This window comes from Bradyrhizobium sp. SZCCHNR1017, assembly GCF_032381375.1.
Classification (GTDB): domain Bacteria; phylum Pseudomonadota; class Alphaproteobacteria; order Rhizobiales; family Xanthobacteraceae; genus Bradyrhizobium.
The window spans coordinates 1,009,707-1,026,474 of the sequence record NZ_JAUHIR010000001.1 but is presented as its reverse complement, the minus strand read 5'-3'; the positions used below and the strand labels follow the sequence as shown (position 1 = coordinate 1,026,474).

The window sequence follows — 16,768 nt, the reverse complement described above, 5'->3', positions numbered from 1 at the left end:
TTCTTGGGGGATCGATGCATTTGGTGTCCCGAGTCATTGTCATCGCGGGATTCTTGGTCGTCGCGGATTCTTGGCCGTCGCGTGCGGTGAGCTGAGCCTGCCCACGAGGAGTATGGTTGAGACGGTTTGGCCCCAGAAGGGACCGAACAGACGCGAAGCACGGGCCAGAATAGGCGCCTGGCTTGAGCATGGCTTGCCCCCGACCTCGTCCACCATATCTGGCGCAAATATCCGGTTTGACCCGCAACCGCTTGGTCTGTCCCTTGGCCTGCCGCCGCCCATATGGTAAGGGCAGGGGTCTTTTCCGACCGCCTTCACTGAACCGACCGCAGGCCACCTAAGGCCTTGCGGACGTGGAGATATTCCGCCGATGACCGCTTCCAGCGCCAAGCCCGCCTCGTCCATCGATTCCTTCTTCTCCGCCACCCTGGCCGAGGCCGATCCCGAGATCGCCGCCGCCATCAAGGGTGAGCTCGGTCGGCAACGGCACGAAATCGAGCTGATCGCCTCTGAGAACATCGTCAGCCGCGCGGTCCTGGAGGCCCAGGGCTCGGTGATGACCAACAAGTACGCGGAAGGGTATCCGGGCGCGCGCTATTATGGCGGCTGCGAGTGGGTCGACGTCGCCGAGAACCTCGCGATCGACCGCGCCAAGAAGCTGTTCGGCGCCAATTTCGCCAACGTCCAGCCGAACTCCGGCAGCCAGATGAACCAGGCCGTGTTCCTGGCGCTGCTGCAGCCCGGCGACACCTTCATGGGCCTCGACCTCGCCGCCGGCGGCCATCTCACCCACGGCTCGCCGGTCAACATGTCCGGCAAGTGGTTCAAGGCCGCGCATTACACCGTGCGCCGCGACGACCACCTGATCGACATGGATGCGGTGGCGAAGCAGGCTGAGGAAGTGAAGCCGAAGCTGATCATCGCCGGTGGCAGCGCCTATTCGCGCCCGTGGGACTTCAAGCGCTTCCGCGAGATCGCCGACCACGTCGGCGCCTATCTGCTGGTCGACATGGCCCACTTTGCCGGCCTCGTCGCGGGCGGCGTCCATGCCTCGCCGGTGCCGTATGCCCACGTCACGACGACGACGACCCACAAGTCGCTGCGCGGCCCGCGCGGCGGCCTGATCCTGTGGAACGACGAGCAGTTCACCAAGAAGTTCAACTCGGCGATCTTCCCGGGCCTGCAGGGCGGCCCGCTGATGCACGTGATCGCGGCCAAGGCGGTGGCGTTCGCCGAGGCGCTGCGGCCGGAGTTCAAGACTTACGCGAAGAACATCGTCGAGAACGCGAAGGCGCTGGCGGAATCGCTGCGCGCCCACGGCTTCGACATCGTCTCCGGCGGCACCGACAACCATTTGATGCTGGTCGACCTCCGGCCCAAGGGGCTGAAGGGCAACATCTCGGAGAAGGCGCTGGTCCGCGCCGGCATCACCTGCAACAAGAACGGCATCCCGTTCGACCCCGAGAAGCCGTTCGTCACCTCGGGCCTGCGGCTCGGCACGCCGGCGGCAACGACCCGCGGCTTTGGTGTCGCCGAATTCCAGCAGGTCGGCAGCCTGATCGCCGAGGTGTTGAACGCGATCGCGCAGTCCTCCGAGGGCAGCGCGCCGCTGGTGGAAGCCGCGGTGAAGGAGAAGGTGAAGGCGCTGACCGACAGGTTTCCGATCTACCAGTAAGGCTTGAAGCCACAATGCGCTGCCCGAGCTGCAACAGCCTCGATACGCAGGTGAAGGACTCCCGCCCCACCGAGGATTCCTCGGTGATCCGGCGGCGGCGGGTCTGCGTCACCTGCAATTTCCGCTTCACGACCTTCGAGCGGGTGCAGCTGCGCGAACTGACCGTCATCAAGCGCAACGGCCGTCGCGTGCCGTTCGACCGCGACAAGCTGATGCGCTCGGTGCAGATCTCGCTGCGCAAGCGCTCGGTCGATCCGGAGCGGGTCGAGAAGATGGTGTCGGCGATCGTGCGCGAGCTCGAGAGCGGCGGCGAGTCGGAGGTGTCCTCGGAGGCGATCGGCGAGATCGTGATGGAGCATCTGCGCGATCTCGACGACGTCGCCTATGTCCGCTTCGCCTCGGTCTACCGCAATTTCCGCGAGGCCAAGGATTTCGAGGCCGTGCTCGGCGAGCTCTCGGCCGAGGACGAAGCACCGCGCCTCGCGCCGGTCCGCAAATGATCTTCCGGGTTCTGGTCGATCAGGTCGGCGAGAAGCTGAAGGCGCAGAAGGACGCCGACCGCCGCTTCATGCAGCTCGCGCTGTCGCTCGGCCGTCGTGGGCTGGGGCGGACTTGGCCCAATCCCGCCGTCGGCGCCGTCGTGGTCAAGGACGGCGTGATCGTCGGCCGCGGCTGGACCCAGCCCGGCGGACGCCCTCATGGCGAGCCCGAGGCCTTGAAGCGCGCCGGCGAGGCCGCCAAGGGCGCCACCCTCTACGTGACGCTCGAGCCGTGCTCGCATTTCGGCAAGTCGCCGCCTTGCGTGGACGCGGTCATCGCCGCCGGAATCAACCGCGTCGTCTCGGCGATCGAGGACCCCAATCCCGAGGTCGCAGGGCAGGGGCATGCGAAGCTGCGCGCCGCGGGCATTCAGGTCGAGGTCGGCCTCTGCTCGGCGGACGCCAAGCGTGATCATGCCGGCCATTTCCGCCGCATCCGCGACGGCCGGCCGCACGTGATCCTGAAGCTCGCGGTCTCCGCCGATGACAAGATCGCAGCCGCCGGCAACAAGCCGGTGGCCATTACCGGCGAGGCAGCGCGGACCCGCGTGCATCTGCTGCGGGCCCAGAGCGACGCCCTCCTGATCGGGGTGCGCACCGCGATCGCCGATGATCCGCTGCTGACCTGCCGGCTGCCGGGCATGGAGGCGCTCTCGCCGGTCCGGATCGTGCTCGATCCGATGCTCCGGCTTCCGGCTGCGAGCCGATTGATGCAATCCGCGCGCACGACGCCGCTCTGGCTCGTCGCGTCCGAGGTTGCCGAGCCGGCCACGGCGACCCGGCTCGGCGCCGCCGGTGCGCAGGTGATCCGTGTCCCGCCGCAGGCAGATCCGTCGGCGCTGGAGCCGCCGGCCGTGCTCAAGGCGCTGGCGGAACGCGGCGTCACGCGTCTGATGATCGAAGGCGGAAGCCGCGTCGCATCATCTTTCGTGGCAAGCGGCCTGGTCGATGAGATCTGGCTCCTGCGCGGCCCCGGCGAGATCGGAGCTGACGGGATTGCTGCGCTGGACGCATTGCCGCTGACCGCAATCACGCAGTCGCCGGCCTATCGCGTTCGTGCTAGCGAAACGCTCGATCAGGACAACCTTACGATTTACGAGCGCGCCTAATGTTCACAGGCATCGTCACCGACATCGGCGAGATCGTCAGCCTGACGCCGCGGACCGAAGGAAAGCTGCATCGGCTGCGCATTGCCTGCCACTATGATCAGGCCGGCATCGCCGATGGCGCGTCGATCGCCAACAATGGCGTCTGCCTCACGGTCGTGCAGTCCGGCGTCACCGATGGAAAGACCTGGTTCGAGGTCGATGCCGCCGCGGAGACGCTGGCTCTGACCACCGCCAAGCACTGGCGCGTCGGCACCAAGCTCAATCTGGAGCGGGCGCTGAAGATCGGCGACGAGCTCGGCGGCCACATCGTCGCAGGCCATGTCGACGGCATTGCGACCATCGTCAGCCGGGACGACCTGCCCGATATGGCGCGGTTCGTGCTGAAGACAACGCGGGATCTGGCGCGCTTCATCGCCACCAAGGGCTCAGTCACCCTCGACGGCGTCTCGCTCACGGTCAACACCGTCGACGAACTGGCCTTCTCGGTGCTGATCATTCCACATACGCTGTCGGTCACCACGCTGTCGTCCTGGCAGGCCGGCAGCGAGGTCAATCTCGAGGTCGACCTGATGGCGCGCTATGCCGCGCGCCTCACGGAAATGAAGTAGCCTCGAAGGAGGCTTTCCGTCTTGGCTTTGCGGGCGCTCGCGCCTACAAGGCCAGCCCTCATGGCGAGGAGGCGCCGATGTGTCGTCTCGCAGCATGAGGCCGATTTCATCTCGCCCTTCGCGACGCGGCCGGATGGCCGCTCCCTTGGGGCGAGGCACCTGAAGACAATGGAAACAGAACCATGGCAGACGCACGGCGCGCGCCGCTCAAAGACCAGACCGACATCTCCGGCGCCCGCGCGCTGATCGTCGAGGCCCGCTTCTACGACGACCTTCAGGACGCCCTGCTGGAGGGCGCCACCGCCGAGCTGAAGGCGGCGGGCGTGGGCTATGATGTTCTCACCGTCACCGGCTCGTTGGAGATTCCGGCGACTATTGCCATTGCGCTCGATGCTGCCGCCAAGAACGGCAAGCCTTATGATGCGGCGATCGCGCTCGGCTGCGTCATCCGTGGCGACACCATCCATTTCGAGATCGTGTCGCAGGAATCCTCGCGAGCCCTGATGGATCTGTCGGTGGCGCGCGGCCTGCCGCTCGGCAACGGCATCCTCACCGTCAACAATGAGGACCAGGCGTGGGCGCGCGCCCGCGTCTCCGAGATGAACAAGGGCGGCGATGCCGCCCGCGCCGCGCTCGCCGTGCTGCGCATCAAACGCCGTCTGGCGCGAGGCTGACATGGCCGAGAGCAGCAAGCCATTCAAGGGCCCGGTCCGTGCCGGCGACCGCAAGGCCAACCGCCGTGGCGCCGCCCGTCTCGCCGCCGTGCAGGCGCTCTACCAGATGGACATCGCGGGCGCCGGCATCAACGACGTCCTGGCCGAGTTCGAGAGCCACTGGCTCGGCAACGAGGTCGAGGGCGAGCAGTATCTGCCGGCCGAGGCTGCGTTCTTCCGCGACATCGTCTCCGGCGTGGTGCGCGACCAGACCAAGATCGATCCGGTGCTCGATACGGCGCTGGAGCGCGGCTGGCCGCTGCAGCGGATCGAGGCGATCCTGCGCGCGGTGCTGCGCGCCGGCGCCTATGAACTGGAGCGGCGCAAGGACATTCCGGCGCGGGTCGTCGTGTCCGAATATGTCGACATCGCCCATGCCTTCGTCGAGCGCGACGAGACCGGCATGGTCAACGCCGTGCTGGAGCAACTCGCCCGGCAATACCGCGCCGACGAGATGGGGCCGAAGTAGCGATGGGCGGCGCCGGAGCACGATCGCTGCGAACCGGCGCGATGCCAGTCTCTTTCCTCGACTGTCATCACCCGCGACGGCGGGTGATCCCGTATTCCACAGACGTTCAAGGGATACGGAAGGGCCGCGGCGTACTGGATCGCCCGGTCGAGCCGGGCGATGACAGCAGAGTGTGGGGGACGAGCGCGTGACCCGCGAAGCCTCCGGCGAAGATTCCCTGATCGCCCGCTACTTCAAGCCGCTGGCGACCGACCCCGGCGCGTTCGGCCTCCTCGACGATGCCGCGATCATTCCGGCCAATGGTGACGACATCGTCGTCAAGACCGACGCCATCGTCGAAGGCGTCCATTATCTCGCCAACGATCCCCCCGACACCATCGCGCGCAAGGCGCTGCGGGTGAACCTGTCCGATCTCGCCGCCAAGGGTGCGGTGCCCGCCGGCTTCGTCCTGACGCTGGCGCTGCGCGAGAAGGACGACGCGTGGCTGTCGGAGTTCGCGCGCGGCCTCGGCGAGGACGCGGCGGCGTTCGGCTGTCCGCTGCTCGGCGGCGACACCGTGTCGACGCCCGGTCCCGTGATGATCTCGATCGCGGCTTGGGGGAGGGTGCCCAGGGGCCGGATGGTGCATCGCTTCGGCGCGCGTCCCGGCGACCGGGTGATGGTGACCGGGACCATCGGCGACGCCTTGCTCGGCCTGCGCATTCTGACGGGCACAGCCGACGCCACGGCGCTGGCCGACGATGCCGCCGCGCGGGATATGCTGATCGGCCGTTATCGCAAGCCGCAGCCGCGCAATGCACTGGCCGCGGCCGTGAGAGACTGCGCGACCGCCTCGATGGATGTCTCTGATGGCCTCGCAGGCGACCTGACCAAGCTCTGCGCCGCCTCTTCCGTGAGCGCCGACATCGCGCTGTCCGACATTCCTCGATCGCCGGCAGCGGCGAAGCTGCTTGCTGTCGGGGCCGCGCAGCTTGAAGGCATGATCTCCGGCGGCGACGATTACGAGATCCTCTGCACTGTTCCCGCAGCGCAATGCGCAGCGTTCCGTGCTGCAGCCGAGACGGCGGGCGTTGCCGTCACCGACATCGGCGCCATCGTCGAAGGGGCGCGAGCCCCGCGCTTCCTGGACGGGCAGGGCCGTCCCGTCACACTGACGCGGTTGTCCTTCAGCCACTTCTGACACCTATTTGCACCGCACAATGCGACCAAAGAAGCGTCTGAATTTGGAGCGGTTCAGGCGTCGCGGCGTTGCGTCATCATGGCGATTTTGGCAAGCTTCATATGTTCGAGGCGGCTCCGCCCGGAGCGGCCTGACAGGGGGCGTGCGTCGCACCATCGCGGCGTGACGTAGTTAGAAAAAGCAAAGAGCCGAGGAAACTAAATGTCAGCTTTATGGGTGATCGTGCTCTGCGGAGCGCTGTCGATCGTCTATGCGATCTGGGCCACACAATCGGTGCTCAGCGCGGACGCCGGCAATGCGCGCATGCAGGAAATCGCGGCGGCGGTGCGTGAGGGCGCGCAGGCCTATCTTCGCCGCCAATATACGACGATCGGAATCGTCGGCGTCGTGATCTTCGTGCTCCTTGCGTATTTCCTCGGCATGCTCGTCGCGATCGGCTTTGCGATCGGCGCGATCCTCTCCGGCGCGGCCGGCTTCATCGGCATGAACGTGTCGGTGCGCGCCAACGTCCGCACGGCACAGGCGGCCATCACCTCGCTCGCCGGCGGCCTCGAGCTCGCCTTCAAGGCCGGCGCCATCACCGGTCTGCTCGTGGCCGGTCTCGCGCTGCTCGGCGTCACCATCTACTTCGGCATCCTCACCGGCTTCATGAAGCTCGCGCCCGACAGCCGCACCGTGATCGATGCGCTGGTCGCGCTCGGCTTCGGCGCCTCGCTGATCTCGATCTTCGCCCGTCTCGGCGGCGGCATCTTCACCAAGGGCGCCGACGTCGGCGGCGACCTCGTCGGCAAGGTCGAAGCCGGCATTCCCGAGGACGATCCGCGCAACCCCGCGACCATCGCCGACAACGTCGGCGACAACGTCGGTGACTGCGCCGGCATGGCCGCCGACCTGTTCGAAACCTACGCGGTGACCGCTGTCGCCACCATGGTGCTGGCGGCCATCTTCTTCGCCAAGTCGTCGCTGCTGACCAACATGATGACCCTGCCGCTCGCCATCGGCGGCATCTGCATCATCACCTCGATCGCCGGCACCTTCTTCGTCAAGCTCGGCGCCAGCCAGTCGATCATGGGCGCGCTGTACAAGGGCCTGATCGCCACCGGCGTTCTCTCGCTCGGCGGCGTCGCGCTGGCGATCGGGTGGCTGATCGGCTTCGGCAAGCTCGACGGCGTCGACTACACGGGCACGGCGCTGTTCATGTGCGGCGTCGTCGGTCTCGTCGTCACCGGCCTGATCATCTGGATCACCGAATACTACACCGGCACCGACTTCCGCCCGGTGAAGTCGATCGCGGCCGCCTCGGTCACCGGTCACGGCACCAATGTGATCCAGGGCCTCGCCATCTCAATGGAGTCGACTGCGCTGCCCGCGATCGTCATCATCGCCGGCATCCTGGTCACCTACAGCCTCGCCGGCCTGTTCGGCATCGCGATCGCGACCACGACGATGCTGGCGCTGGCCGGCATGATCGTCGCGCTCGACGCCTTCGGCCCGGTGACGGACAACGCCGGCGGCATTGCCGAAATGGCCGGCCTGCCCAAGGAGGTCCGCAAGTCGACCGACGCGCTCGACGCAGTCGGCAACACCACCAAGGCGGTCACCAAGGGCTACGCGATCGGCTCCGCCGGTCTCGGCGCCCTGGTGCTGTTCGCGGCCTATAACCAGGACCTGCAGTTCTTCATCGCGGATTCGGCGCACCATCCCTATTTCGCGGGGATCAAGCCGGACTTCTCGCTGAACAACCCGTATGTCGTGGTCGGTCTGCTGTTCGGCGGCCTGCTGCCGTATCTGTTCGGCGCGATGGGCATGACCGCGGTCGGCCGTGCCGCCGGCGCGATCGTCGAGGAGGTGCGCCGCCAGTTCCGCGAGAAGCCCGGCATCATGCAGGGCACCGACAAGCCGGATTACGGCAAGGCCGTCGACCTGCTGACCAAGGCGGCGATCAAGGAGATGATCATTCCCTCGCTGCTGCCGGTGCTGTCGCCGATCGTCGTCTACTTCCTGATCTACGCGATCGCAGGCGGTGGCGCGGCCGGCAAGTCGGCAGCGTTCTCGGCCGTCGGCGCCATGCTGCTCGGCGTCATCGTCACCGGCCTGTTCGTCGCGATCTCGATGACCTCCGGCGGCGGCGCCTGGGACAACGCCAAGAAGTACATCGAGGACGGCCATTTCGGCGGCAAGGGCTCCGATGCTCATAAGGCTGCGGTCACCGGTGACACCGTCGGCGATCCCTACAAGGACACCGCGGGCCCCGCGGTGAACCCGATGATCAAGATCACCAACATCGTGGCCCTGCTGCTGCTGGCGATCCTCGCGCATTGAGGCGCGCCGACGCGTCTTGACGAGCGAAGACCCCGCGGCGCGAGCCGCGGGGTCTTTTCATGAGGCTGTGTTGTTTGGTTGTTTGCTACTCGGCCGCGCGCTGCCGCGTCCGATAGCTCTGCAACGCGCTCTGCGCGGTCCGCGGCTGCAGCTGCGAGAAGCTCGCCAGATGCTGGTCGAGCTGCGGGCGCGCGCTGCCGCTGGCGCTGGCCTGCATGAACAGCAGCGTCGTCGTCGTGACCCACGACAGATCGAGCGCCTTGGCGAGCACCAGGAGCTGGTCCGGCTGGTTGCGCACGAAGGCGCGTTCGATCACGTCGAGCGGCAGCTTGCACATCAATGACAGCGCCAGCGTCACCTTGTCGACACTGGCTTCCTTGGCGAAGCCGTGCAGTTGCGCCTCGTGGAGCTGGCCGGTCGCGTGCAGGAGCTCGACATAGTTCTTGGCGGTGACGAAATCGGCCGAGCGTGTCCGCGCGGCAGCCTGCAGATGGTCCGAAGCCCGCGCCACGGCGAGCTCGACGATCTCGGTCCGCGCCGCGTCGGCGCGGGCGAGCTGGCTGCGTACCGCGTCGGAGGCTTCGACGAACAGCCGGACCAGCACCTCGCGCGGGCTGTCGGGCCGGCTCCAGAGTTTCAAGGCGAGGCCGGGATCGTCGGACGCCTTCGTCACCAGGCCGGAGAAGCCGTGATCGGAGAAGCGCGCGCCGCCATTGTTGGCGGTGTTCGAAACGACGGCCTGATTGCCGCGATCGATCAGAACGTCGGTGACGGATTCGGTGAGGATCTTGCGGTCGGAGATCGCGAGCAGATGCTCCTGGCCCTGGGTCTGCGCGGTCGCAACCAGGATCTCGTCGTCGAGCCGGTCGCTCTGGCGCAGCACGGGGCCTGCCACCGCAATCGTCTCGTCACTGGCGAGCAGCCGGAGCAGCCGCGGCGGTGCATCAGGCAGTACCGCGAGCCGGCTGCCGAGCTGCGCCCGCGCCGCAATGGCGACGTTGTCGAGCAGCTTGGACAGCACGTGGTCGAACAGATCGACGTGTTCTTCGTTGAACTTGCCCGAGCCCACGACGAACAGGTCGGTGACGCGCTCCAGGATCTCGGCGCGCCGGGAGACGTAGCGGCTGGCGAGAATGTCTTCGAGCTGATGGAGGACGCTGTTGGGCAAGGCACGGCTCACGCGATGGACGACGCCGACGCCTGCCCCTCGGACGATGATCGGACCGCATCCACGCGAGGTTGTCGGCCCGGCATCCGCCGACGGTATCTCGCAACCAGATCAAAGACACGCGGCCGCCACGTATCGCATCATCCCGCTTAAGGTGCCGTTACACCACGCCCCCCCCCCCCATTCCAATGCTCCGCCGAGACGCGGCGCCGCCGGGCCCAGGGCTATTTCACGTCCATCTGCAGGCCTTCCTTCTGGATGATCGACGCGAATTTGGCTGTCTCGGCCTGGACAAAGTCGCCGAACTGCTGCGGCGTGCCGTAATCGGCCCGCGCGCCCATCGCGGCGATATTCTTGCGGATGTCCTCGCGCTCCAGCATCGCCTTGACCTGCAGGTTGAGCGCGCTGACGATCTCGGGCGGGCAGGCCTTGGGCAGGAATACGCCGAACCAGGACGAGACGTCGAACTTGGCCAGCTCCGGCGCGCTCTCGCGCATCGTCGGCAGGTCAGGCGCATTGGCGCTGCGTTCCGGCGTGGTGACGCACAGGCCGGTCAGCTTGCCCTCCTGCACCTGCGGCAGCGATGGAAACAGATTATCGAACAGGATCTGAATGTCGCCGGCGAGGGCGGCCTGCAGCGCCGGGCCGGCGCCGCGGAACGGAATGTGCGTCATCTTCAGCCCGGTGAGCTGCAGGAACCAGGCGCCCGTCAGATGCGGGCTCTGGCCGACGCCGGACGAGGCGTAGTTCAGCTTGTCGGGATTGGCCTTCAGAAAACCGATCAGCTCCGGGATCGACTTGAGGCCGGTCGAGGGATGCGCCGAGACGATGTTGGGGATGCGGATCATGTTGGAGACCGCCTGCAACTGATCCGGCTTGTATGCGAGGTTGCGGAAGATCGAATAGGCGATCGCGTTGGGACCGGGGTTGCCGATCAGGACCGTATGGCCGTCGCCCTTGGTGTTGCGCGCGACCTCGGCGGCGCCGATCGTGCCGCCGCCGCCGGAGCGATTCTCGACCACCGCCGATTGTCCCCACGCCGTCTGCAGATGCGCGGCCAGCAAGCGTCCCATCACATCGGTGCTGCCGCCGGGCGCGGCGGGCACGATCAGCTTGACCGTCTCGGTCGGACGCCAGTCGGCGAGACTCGCGCGCGGCAGGATGGCGGCTGTCGACAGCGCGGCGGCTCCGGACAGCAGATTGCGGCGCGACAGCGCGATACGAAGAGCCAATGATTCCTCCCTGCCTGTGTTTTGCGGCAGGGTAGGGAAGATTGCGGCGCCAGAGCAAGCAGGCGAATGGCGCACGAGCTGCGCCAATCAGCGCAGTTCACCGGCTTTGTGCCGTCACCCGGAAACATATTCCGGACCGCGGCGATCGGGCCGGGATCAGTTGAAGCTGAGCAGCTTGAACAGCGGCGTCAGGTAGCTGAGCTCCTGGCCGGAGGTCGGCGTCGTGCGGCTGACGAAGTCGAAGATCTTGCCGTCCTTCATACCGTAATTGGCGAGGCGGCGGACCTGGCGGTTCTTGTCGAAATAGATCGCAATGACGCGCTGATCGACCACCTTCTGGTTCATGAAGGCAACCGGGCGCTCGGCCCGCTGGGAGATGTAGTAGAACACCTCGCCGTCGAGTGTCGCCACCGTCGAGGGCGTGCCCATCACGATCAGCACCTGGTCCTGGCTGGCGCCGATCGGAATCTGCTCCAGCGCGCCTGGCGGCATGATGTAGCCCTTCTGGAACTGCTCGCCGGTGCAGGCGCCGAGCGCCAGACAGGTCAGCGCGATCGCACCAAGGGTGCGCAGACGGGAGCTCAAGCCACGGGAGAGCAGGCGGGCAGTCGTTCGCATTGTCTGGGTCATCTTCTTCAGATCGGATCCCGTCCCCTTGCGTCGGGCAGGGCGTTGACGTACCGGGCAAACTTGCGGATTGCAACATGCCCCTGAACAGGGTCAGGGAAACTCGACCGCGGAACCGTCATGCTCTGGCCATTCAACCATCTCAGGAAATCCCGACCGTCCCCGCGCGGAACCATCGAGCCGATCTATGGCACGATCGTGGCACAAACCCGAGACCCGTTGTTTTATAGACACTTGAATGTCCCTGACACGGTCGACGGGCGGTTCGATCTGCTGATTCTGCACCTCTGGCTGGTGCTGCGGCGGCTGCGCGGGGTGGGATCGGACCTGTCGCAGGCGCTGTTCGACCGGTTCTGCGACGACATGGACGACAATCTGCGCGAGATGGGGGTGGGGGATCTCACCGTGCCCAAGCGGATGCAGAAGTTCGGCGAGGCGTTCTATGGCCGCACCGCCGCCTATGACCTTGCCTGGTCCGAGAGCGAGGCCCGGCTGGCGGACGCACTGCAGAAGAATATCTTGAACGGGGAGCATCCGGACAGCGCGGCCGGACTTGCCGCCTATGCGGCGCGGGTGGCCGCGCACCTCGCCGCTCTCGACGACAACAGGCTGCTCGGCGCCGGCTGGAGCTTCCCGCGGCCGGTTCAGCAGGACTAGCGACATGACCAGAGACAGAGACACCTCGCGCGAAACGGCGCGAGACCCTTCCAAGGACCCCTGGCGGGCGCCGCCGGTGATCGTGGCGCAGATCCCGGATGCCGGCCTGCATCGCGAGATCGAGGCCGACGAGGCCACGCGCAACGCGCTCGCCGCGATTGCCGATCTGCGCGAGGTCATCTCGGCCCATGCCTCGTTCGACGTCGTCCAGAAGCGGGACGGCAAGGTGCATGTCGAGGGCCGTGTGCAGGCCCGGATCGGTCAGACCTGCGTCGTCACGCTCGATCCGATCGAGATCGAGATCGACGAGCCGATCGACCTGATGTTCGCCCCGCCGGAGCAGATTCCGGAGCTCGCCGATCTGGTCGAGGACGATCCCAACAGCGAGGTGGAGACGGCCGATCCGCCGGAGCCGATCATTGGCGGGCAGATCGACCTCGGCCGGCTCGCCGCCGACGCACTGTTCCTGGGGATCGATCCCTATCCGCGCAAGCCCGGTGCCGTGTTCGAGCAGCCGGCGGCAGCGGCCGCCGAGTCGGAGGACCATCCCTTCGCGGCGCTGAAGGCGCTGAAATCGGCAGATGCCGCCGGGCCGGGCGCGGTCAAAGCGAAGAAAACGGGTGAGGATTGACGCGCCGTTGGGCAGGCCGGAAACGATCGATCCTGTCACAAAGCCTCTCGAAATCCTCTCAAGCTGCTGATTTCGATGGCAAAGGCGGGCCCCTGCTGACCCCGGCCCGGCGCGGCGGTTGCAAAATGCATCGCTCCCGGGAGGTTGTTTCGACACGGAGAGACGCTATTGTCGCGCCCGGGTCGGGGTGCGACGAAAAGGCCCGGACGGCCTCTGGCCCGTCCACCGGCCGCGCAATGCCTCTGAACGACCGCCAAACACGGCCAACCAAGTCACGGCCAAGACGAGACAAAGCTCGAGATCAGGTTTCCGGGACGTCATGCCTCAAAAGGTTCGAATCGCGCTGGACGCCATGGGCGGGGATTTCGGCGCGGCCGTCGTCATCCCCGGTGCCGCGATCGCGCTGAGCCGCCATCCAGATGCGGAGTTTCTGTTGTTCGGCGACAGTGCCAAGATCGTCGCCGAACTCGACCGGCATCCGCGGCTGAAAGCGGTCTCGCGCGTCATCCACACCGACGTCGCCGTCAGCAACGACGACAAGCCGAGCCAGGCGCTGCGGCGCGGCCGCAAGACCTCGTCGATGTGGCTCGCGATCGAGGCGGTGAAGAAGGGAGAGGCTGACGTCGCCGTGTCCGCGGGAAATACCGGCGCCCTAGTGGCGATGGCGCGCTTCTGCCTGCGCACGCTGGACGGGATCGACCGGCCGGCTCTGGCCGCGATCTGGCCGACTGCGCGCGGCGAATCGGTGGTGCTCGACCTCGGGGCAACCATCGGCGGCGATGCCCACCACCTGGTCGCGCTGGCCGTGATGGGCGGCGCGCTGGCGAGCGTGCTGTTCAACAAGCCCAGGCCGACCGTCGGCCTTCTCAACATCGGTGTCGAGGAGATCAAGGGCCATGAGGAGATCCGCGAGGCGGCCGAGCAGCTGCGCGCGATGAACCTGCCGCAGCTCGACTATATCGGCTTCGTCGAGGGCGACGGCATCGGGAAGGGCGCCGCCGACGTGGTCGTGACCGAAGGCTTCAGCGGCAACATCGCTTTGAAGACGGCCGAGGGTACGGTCCGCCAGGTTACGGATTTCCTGCGCGGCGCGATCCAGGCGAGCTGGCTTGCCCGGATCGGCTATCTGTTGGCCCGCGGCGCCTTCGCCGCTTTGCGGGCCCGGCTCGACCCGCGCAAATCCAACGGCAGCGTGGTGCTCGGCCTCAAGGGCATGGTGGTCAAGAGCCACGGCGGAACCGATGCCGAGGGCTTTGCCTCGGCGGTCAGGGTTGGCTATGAGATGGCCCGCTACGATCTCCTGACCAAGATCAATCAAACACTCAATCCCGACGGCGGCGCGCCGGCGTCCGAACCCGTCGCCCAGGAGGCTGTCTCGTGACAATTCGTTCGGTCGTGCTCGGCTGTGGCTCGTACCTCCCGCAGCGGGTCGTGACCAATGCCGAGCTGGCAAGCCGCATCGAGACCTCGGACGAGTGGATCGTGCAGCGCACCGGCATCCGTGAGCGCCACGTCGCAGCCGACGGCGAGTTCACCTCGCATCTGGCGATCAACGCGGCCCGTGCCGCGTTGGCCGCGGCCGACGTCGATCCGCAGTCGATCGATCTGATCGTGTTGGGCACCTCGACCCCGGACAACACCTTTCCGGCGACTGCAGTGGCCGTGCAGAACGGCCTCGGCATTCATCATGGCGCGGCGTTCGACCTGCAAGCGGTGTGCTCGGGCTTCGTCTATGCGCTCGCGACCGCGGACAATTTCCTGCGCAGCCGCTCGTTCAAGCGCGCCCTGGTGATCGGCGCCGAGACCTTCTCGCGCATCCTCGACTGGAACGACCGCACCACCTGCGTGCTGTTCGGCGACGGCGCCGGCGCGCTGATCCTGGACGCCCAGGAGCAGGGCGGCACGGCAGCCGATCGCGGCGTATTGACCACGCATCTGCGCTCCGACGGCCGCCACAAGGCCAAGCTCTATGTCGACGGCGGTCCGTCCTCGACCCAGACCGTCGGGCATCTGAGGATGGAAGGCCGCGAGGTGTTCAAGCACGCCGTCGGCATGATCACCGACGTGATCGTCGACGCCTTCGATGCCACCGGCCTGTCGGCCGAGACCATCGACTGGTTCGTGCCGCACCAGGCCAACAAGCGAATCATCGACGCTTCGGCGCACAAGCTGCACATCGCGCCGGAGAAGGTGGTATTGACGGTCGATCGGCATGGAAATACCTCCGCTGCCTCGATCCCGCTGGCTCTCGACGTGGCCGTCAAGGACGGCCGCATCAAGAAGGGCGACGTGGTCTTGCTGGAGGCGATGGGCGGCGGCTTCACCTGGGGCTCGGCTTTGGTGCGCTGGTGAGCCTGCCGCGCGGCGGGATTACGCTGAGATTGGCACTACGGCCTGTACTTCTATTCACGCTGCTGTTGACCACCGCCGCTTAACCTCTTAATTTCCGGAGCGAATTATTCGCCGTGAGTTTGGGGCAGGCGATGGCGGGAACCGGAAAAACAGTCACACGCGTCGATCTCTGCGAGGCAGTCTACCAGAAGGTGGGGCTGTCGCGGACGGAGTCGTCTGCGTTCGTCGAGCTGGTCTTGAAGGAGATCACCGACTGCCTCGAGCGCGGCGAGACGGTCAAGCTATCGTCCTTCGGGTCGTTCATGGTGCGCAAGAAGGGGCAGCGCATCGGACGAAACCCGAAGACCGGCACGGAAGTGCCGATCTCGCCGCGGCGGGTCATGGTGTTCAAGCCGTCCGCGATCCTGAAGCAGCGCATCAACGGCCAGCAGGGCAGCGGCAAGATGAACGGCGAGGCCAGCGCCGAGTTCGGCGCCGAGCCGGATTAGGGCCGAGGCCGTCGCCCCGCCGCGTTGTCGGCAGGGCCCGTGTCGAAGGCGTATCGTTCGTCCCGCGTATAGTTCGTCCAATCTTTTCAGCGTAGTCTCCCACTTTCTTGTCAGCACGGTCGAAGGGGAACGGGCATTTGGACAAGGCGCCGGATGCGTTTCGGACGATCAGCGAGGTCGCGCAGGAGCTCGACATTCCGCAGCACGTGCTGCGGTTTTGGGAGACCCGGTTCGCCCAGATCAAGCCGATGAAGCGGAGCGGCGGCCGGCGCTATTACCGGCCCGACGACGTCGACCTGCTCAAGGGCATCCGGCGTCTGCTCTATGGCGAAGGCTACACCATCAAGGGTGTGCAGCGCATCCTGAAGGAGCACGGCGTCAAATCGGTCCAGGGACTGGCCGACAGCTCCGCCGCGGTCTCGTTCGGCGCGATGGAGGAGACGCTCGGCCAGGCGATGATGGAAGAGGAGCCGATCGGCGAGGCCGAGGTCGAATCGGAGGACGAGGAGGAGGAAGCTTCCGACGAGGAGGGCATCGACTTCCGCTTCGTCGACACCGAGGACGACATCCTCGACACCTTCCGCGTCGGTCCACCGACCCGCGCCGGCATGAAGCCGGAGGAGCGGGAGAAGCTCCAGGGCGTGCTCAAGGAGCTGCTCGACTGCCGCGCGCTGCTCGACCGGGCGATGAGGGAAGTCTGAGGGCGGGGCTGGTCGTCAGAACGCGCCAGCATGGCGGCGGGTGTCCGCCGCATTGAGCCACGCCGAGCGCCGCGGGTCGGCTGTGCACCCTCCACCGTTCTGGAAGGGGGCGAAGGGCGACGATCTCCGCTCCATCCGATCACGCCATGAAACCCTTCCGCCGTGCCTTGCATCCCGCCCCGATCACGGCTAGAGGAACGGCCATCGGAGCGTGGCGCAGCCCGGTTAGCGCACTAGTCTGGGGGACTAGGGGTCGTGGGTTCGAATCCCGCCGCTCCGACCATTTTTTAGATCGTC

17 protein-coding genes and 1 tRNA gene are annotated in these 16,768 nt (G+C 66.6%); 15 read left to right on the top strand and 3 right to left on the bottom strand.

What is annotated here, in order from left to right; translation table 11 throughout:
• The first annotated feature begins 370 nt into the window (after positions 1 to 370).
• The 8 genes from glyA to QW863_RS04750 all read left to right on the top strand — a co-directional run bounded on the left by glyA (position 371) and on the right by QW863_RS04750 (position 8,615).
• Positions 371 to 1,675 carry a serine hydroxymethyltransferase gene (gene glyA / locus QW863_RS04785; protein ID WP_315711438.1) on the top strand — a complete coding sequence of 435 codons (1,305 nt, stop codon included), beginning with the start codon at positions 371 to 373 and terminating at the stop codon, positions 1,673 to 1,675.
• A 14-nt stretch (positions 1,676 to 1,689) separates the two neighbouring features.
• Positions 1,690 to 2,175, top strand: a complete 486-nt coding sequence (gene nrdR, locus QW863_RS04780; RefSeq protein WP_006612773.1) for a transcriptional regulator NrdR — start codon at positions 1,690 to 1,692, stop codon at positions 2,173 to 2,175.
• A complete protein-coding gene (ribD, locus tag QW863_RS04775) occupies positions 2,172 to 3,323 on the top strand; it encodes a bifunctional diaminohydroxyphosphoribosylaminopyrimidine deaminase/5-amino-6-(5-phosphoribosylamino)uracil reductase RibD (RefSeq protein WP_315711442.1) in 1,152 nt (383 codons plus the stop codon). Before nrdR ends, ribD begins: the two co-directional genes overlap by 4 nt.
• Positions 3,323 to 3,931 (top strand): riboflavin synthase, encoded by a 609-nt coding sequence (locus QW863_RS04770; RefSeq protein ID WP_315711443.1) that lies wholly within the window; start codon positions 3,323 to 3,325, stop codon positions 3,929 to 3,931. The genes ribD and QW863_RS04770 overlap by 1 nt, the downstream gene beginning before the upstream one ends.
• A gap of 182 nt (positions 3,932 to 4,113) precedes the next feature.
• On the top strand, positions 4,114 to 4,605 hold the full coding sequence (ribH, locus tag QW863_RS04765; RefSeq protein WP_315711444.1) for a 6,7-dimethyl-8-ribityllumazine synthase: 492 nt from the start codon (positions 4,114 to 4,116) through the stop codon (positions 4,603 to 4,605).
• 1 nt (position 4,606) lies between these two features.
• The gene (gene nusB, locus QW863_RS04760) at positions 4,607 to 5,113 is read left to right on the top strand and encodes a transcription antitermination factor NusB (protein ID WP_315711446.1); all 507 of its coding nucleotides are present in this window, start codon (positions 4,607 to 4,609) and stop codon (positions 5,111 to 5,113) included.
• Between the two features lie 187 nt (positions 5,114 to 5,300).
• Positions 5,301 to 6,293 (top strand): thiamine-phosphate kinase, encoded by a 993-nt coding sequence (gene thiL / locus QW863_RS04755; protein ID WP_315711447.1) that lies wholly within the window; start codon positions 5,301 to 5,303, stop codon positions 6,291 to 6,293.
• A gap of 201 nt (positions 6,294 to 6,494) precedes the next feature.
• A complete protein-coding gene (locus QW863_RS04750; protein WP_315711448.1) occupies positions 6,495 to 8,615 on the top strand; it encodes a sodium-translocating pyrophosphatase in 2,121 nt (706 codons plus the stop codon).
• A gap of 85 nt (positions 8,616 to 8,700) precedes the next feature.
• On the opposite strand, the gene QW863_RS04745 is transcribed toward QW863_RS04750, so the two are convergent.
• The 3 genes from QW863_RS04745 to QW863_RS04735 form a co-directional block, all read right to left on the bottom strand.
• Positions 8,701 to 9,783 carry a DUF2336 domain-containing protein gene (locus QW863_RS04745; protein ID WP_315711450.1) on the bottom strand — a complete coding sequence of 361 codons (1,083 nt, stop codon included), beginning with the start codon at positions 9,781 to 9,783 and terminating at the stop codon, positions 8,701 to 8,703.
• 224 nt (positions 9,784 to 10,007) lie between these two features.
• Positions 10,008 to 11,015 (bottom strand): tripartite tricarboxylate transporter substrate binding protein, encoded by a 1,008-nt coding sequence (locus tag QW863_RS04740; RefSeq protein WP_315711451.1) that lies wholly within the window; start codon positions 11,013 to 11,015, stop codon positions 10,008 to 10,010.
• 156 nt (positions 11,016 to 11,171) lie between these two features.
• Positions 11,172 to 11,633 (bottom strand): outer membrane protein assembly factor BamE, encoded by a 462-nt coding sequence (locus QW863_RS04735; RefSeq protein ID WP_315711452.1) that lies wholly within the window; start codon positions 11,631 to 11,633, stop codon positions 11,172 to 11,174.
• 129 nt (positions 11,634 to 11,762) lie between these two features.
• Between QW863_RS04735 and QW863_RS04730 the strand changes: the two genes are divergently transcribed.
• From QW863_RS04730 to QW863_RS04700, 7 genes are all read left to right on the top strand, one after another.
• Positions 11,763 to 12,299 carry a ubiquinol-cytochrome C chaperone family protein gene (locus tag QW863_RS04730; RefSeq protein WP_315711454.1) on the top strand — a complete coding sequence of 179 codons (537 nt, stop codon included), beginning with the start codon at positions 11,763 to 11,765 and terminating at the stop codon, positions 12,297 to 12,299.
• A gap of 4 nt (positions 12,300 to 12,303) precedes the next feature.
• Entirely contained in the window at positions 12,304 to 12,930 is a 627-nt protein-coding gene (locus QW863_RS04725) for a DUF177 domain-containing protein (RefSeq protein ID WP_315711456.1), read from the top strand.
• 319 nt (positions 12,931 to 13,249) lie between these two features.
• A complete protein-coding gene (gene plsX / locus QW863_RS04720) occupies positions 13,250 to 14,311 on the top strand; it encodes a phosphate acyltransferase PlsX (RefSeq protein WP_315711458.1) in 1,062 nt (353 codons plus the stop codon).
• Positions 14,308 to 15,282, top strand: a complete 975-nt coding sequence (locus QW863_RS04715; RefSeq protein WP_315711459.1) for a beta-ketoacyl-ACP synthase III — start codon at positions 14,308 to 14,310, stop codon at positions 15,280 to 15,282. Before plsX ends, QW863_RS04715 begins: the two co-directional genes overlap by 4 nt.
• A gap of 131 nt (positions 15,283 to 15,413) precedes the next feature.
• Positions 15,414 to 15,770 carry an integration host factor subunit alpha gene (locus QW863_RS04710; protein ID WP_315711462.1) on the top strand — a complete coding sequence of 119 codons (357 nt, stop codon included), beginning with the start codon at positions 15,414 to 15,416 and terminating at the stop codon, positions 15,768 to 15,770.
• Positions 15,771 to 15,907: 137 nt separating this feature from the next.
• Positions 15,908 to 16,471 (top strand): MerR family transcriptional regulator, encoded by a 564-nt coding sequence (locus tag QW863_RS04705; RefSeq protein ID WP_315711463.1) that lies wholly within the window; start codon positions 15,908 to 15,910, stop codon positions 16,469 to 16,471.
• A 205-nt stretch (positions 16,472 to 16,676) separates the two neighbouring features.
• A tRNA-Pro gene (locus QW863_RS04700) sits at positions 16,677 to 16,754 on the top strand.
• Positions 16,755 to 16,768 lie beyond the last annotated feature (14 nt).

Coding starts and splice junctions, on each gene's coding strand:
- ribH (WP_315711444.1), top strand. CDS start 4,114: ATGGCAGACGCACGGCGCGCGCCGCTCAAAGACCAGACCGACATCTCC.
- ribD (WP_315711442.1), top strand. CDS start 2,172: ATGATCTTCCGGGTTCTGGTCGATCAGGTCGGCGAGAAGCTGAAGGCG.
- glyA (WP_315711438.1), top strand. CDS start 371: ATGACCGCTTCCAGCGCCAAGCCCGCCTCGTCCATCGATTCCTTCTTC.
- QW863_RS04725 (WP_315711456.1), top strand. CDS start 12,304: ATGACCAGAGACAGAGACACCTCGCGCGAAACGGCGCGAGACCCTTCC.
- QW863_RS04770 (WP_315711443.1), top strand. CDS start 3,323: ATGTTCACAGGCATCGTCACCGACATCGGCGAGATCGTCAGCCTGACG.
- nrdR (WP_006612773.1), top strand. CDS start 1,690: ATGCGCTGCCCGAGCTGCAACAGCCTCGATACGCAGGTGAAGGACTCC.
- QW863_RS04710 (WP_315711462.1), top strand. CDS start 15,414: ATGGCGGGAACCGGAAAAACAGTCACACGCGTCGATCTCTGCGAGGCA.
- nusB (WP_315711446.1), top strand. CDS start 4,607: ATGGCCGAGAGCAGCAAGCCATTCAAGGGCCCGGTCCGTGCCGGCGAC.
- QW863_RS04730 (WP_315711454.1), top strand. CDS start 11,763: ATGCTCTGGCCATTCAACCATCTCAGGAAATCCCGACCGTCCCCGCGC.
- QW863_RS04750 (WP_315711448.1), top strand. CDS start 6,495: ATGTCAGCTTTATGGGTGATCGTGCTCTGCGGAGCGCTGTCGATCGTC.
- QW863_RS04735 (WP_315711452.1), bottom strand. CDS start 11,633: ATGCGAACGACTGCCCGCCTGCTCTCCCGTGGCTTGAGCTCCCGTCTG.
- plsX (WP_315711458.1), top strand. CDS start 13,250: ATGCCTCAAAAGGTTCGAATCGCGCTGGACGCCATGGGCGGGGATTTC.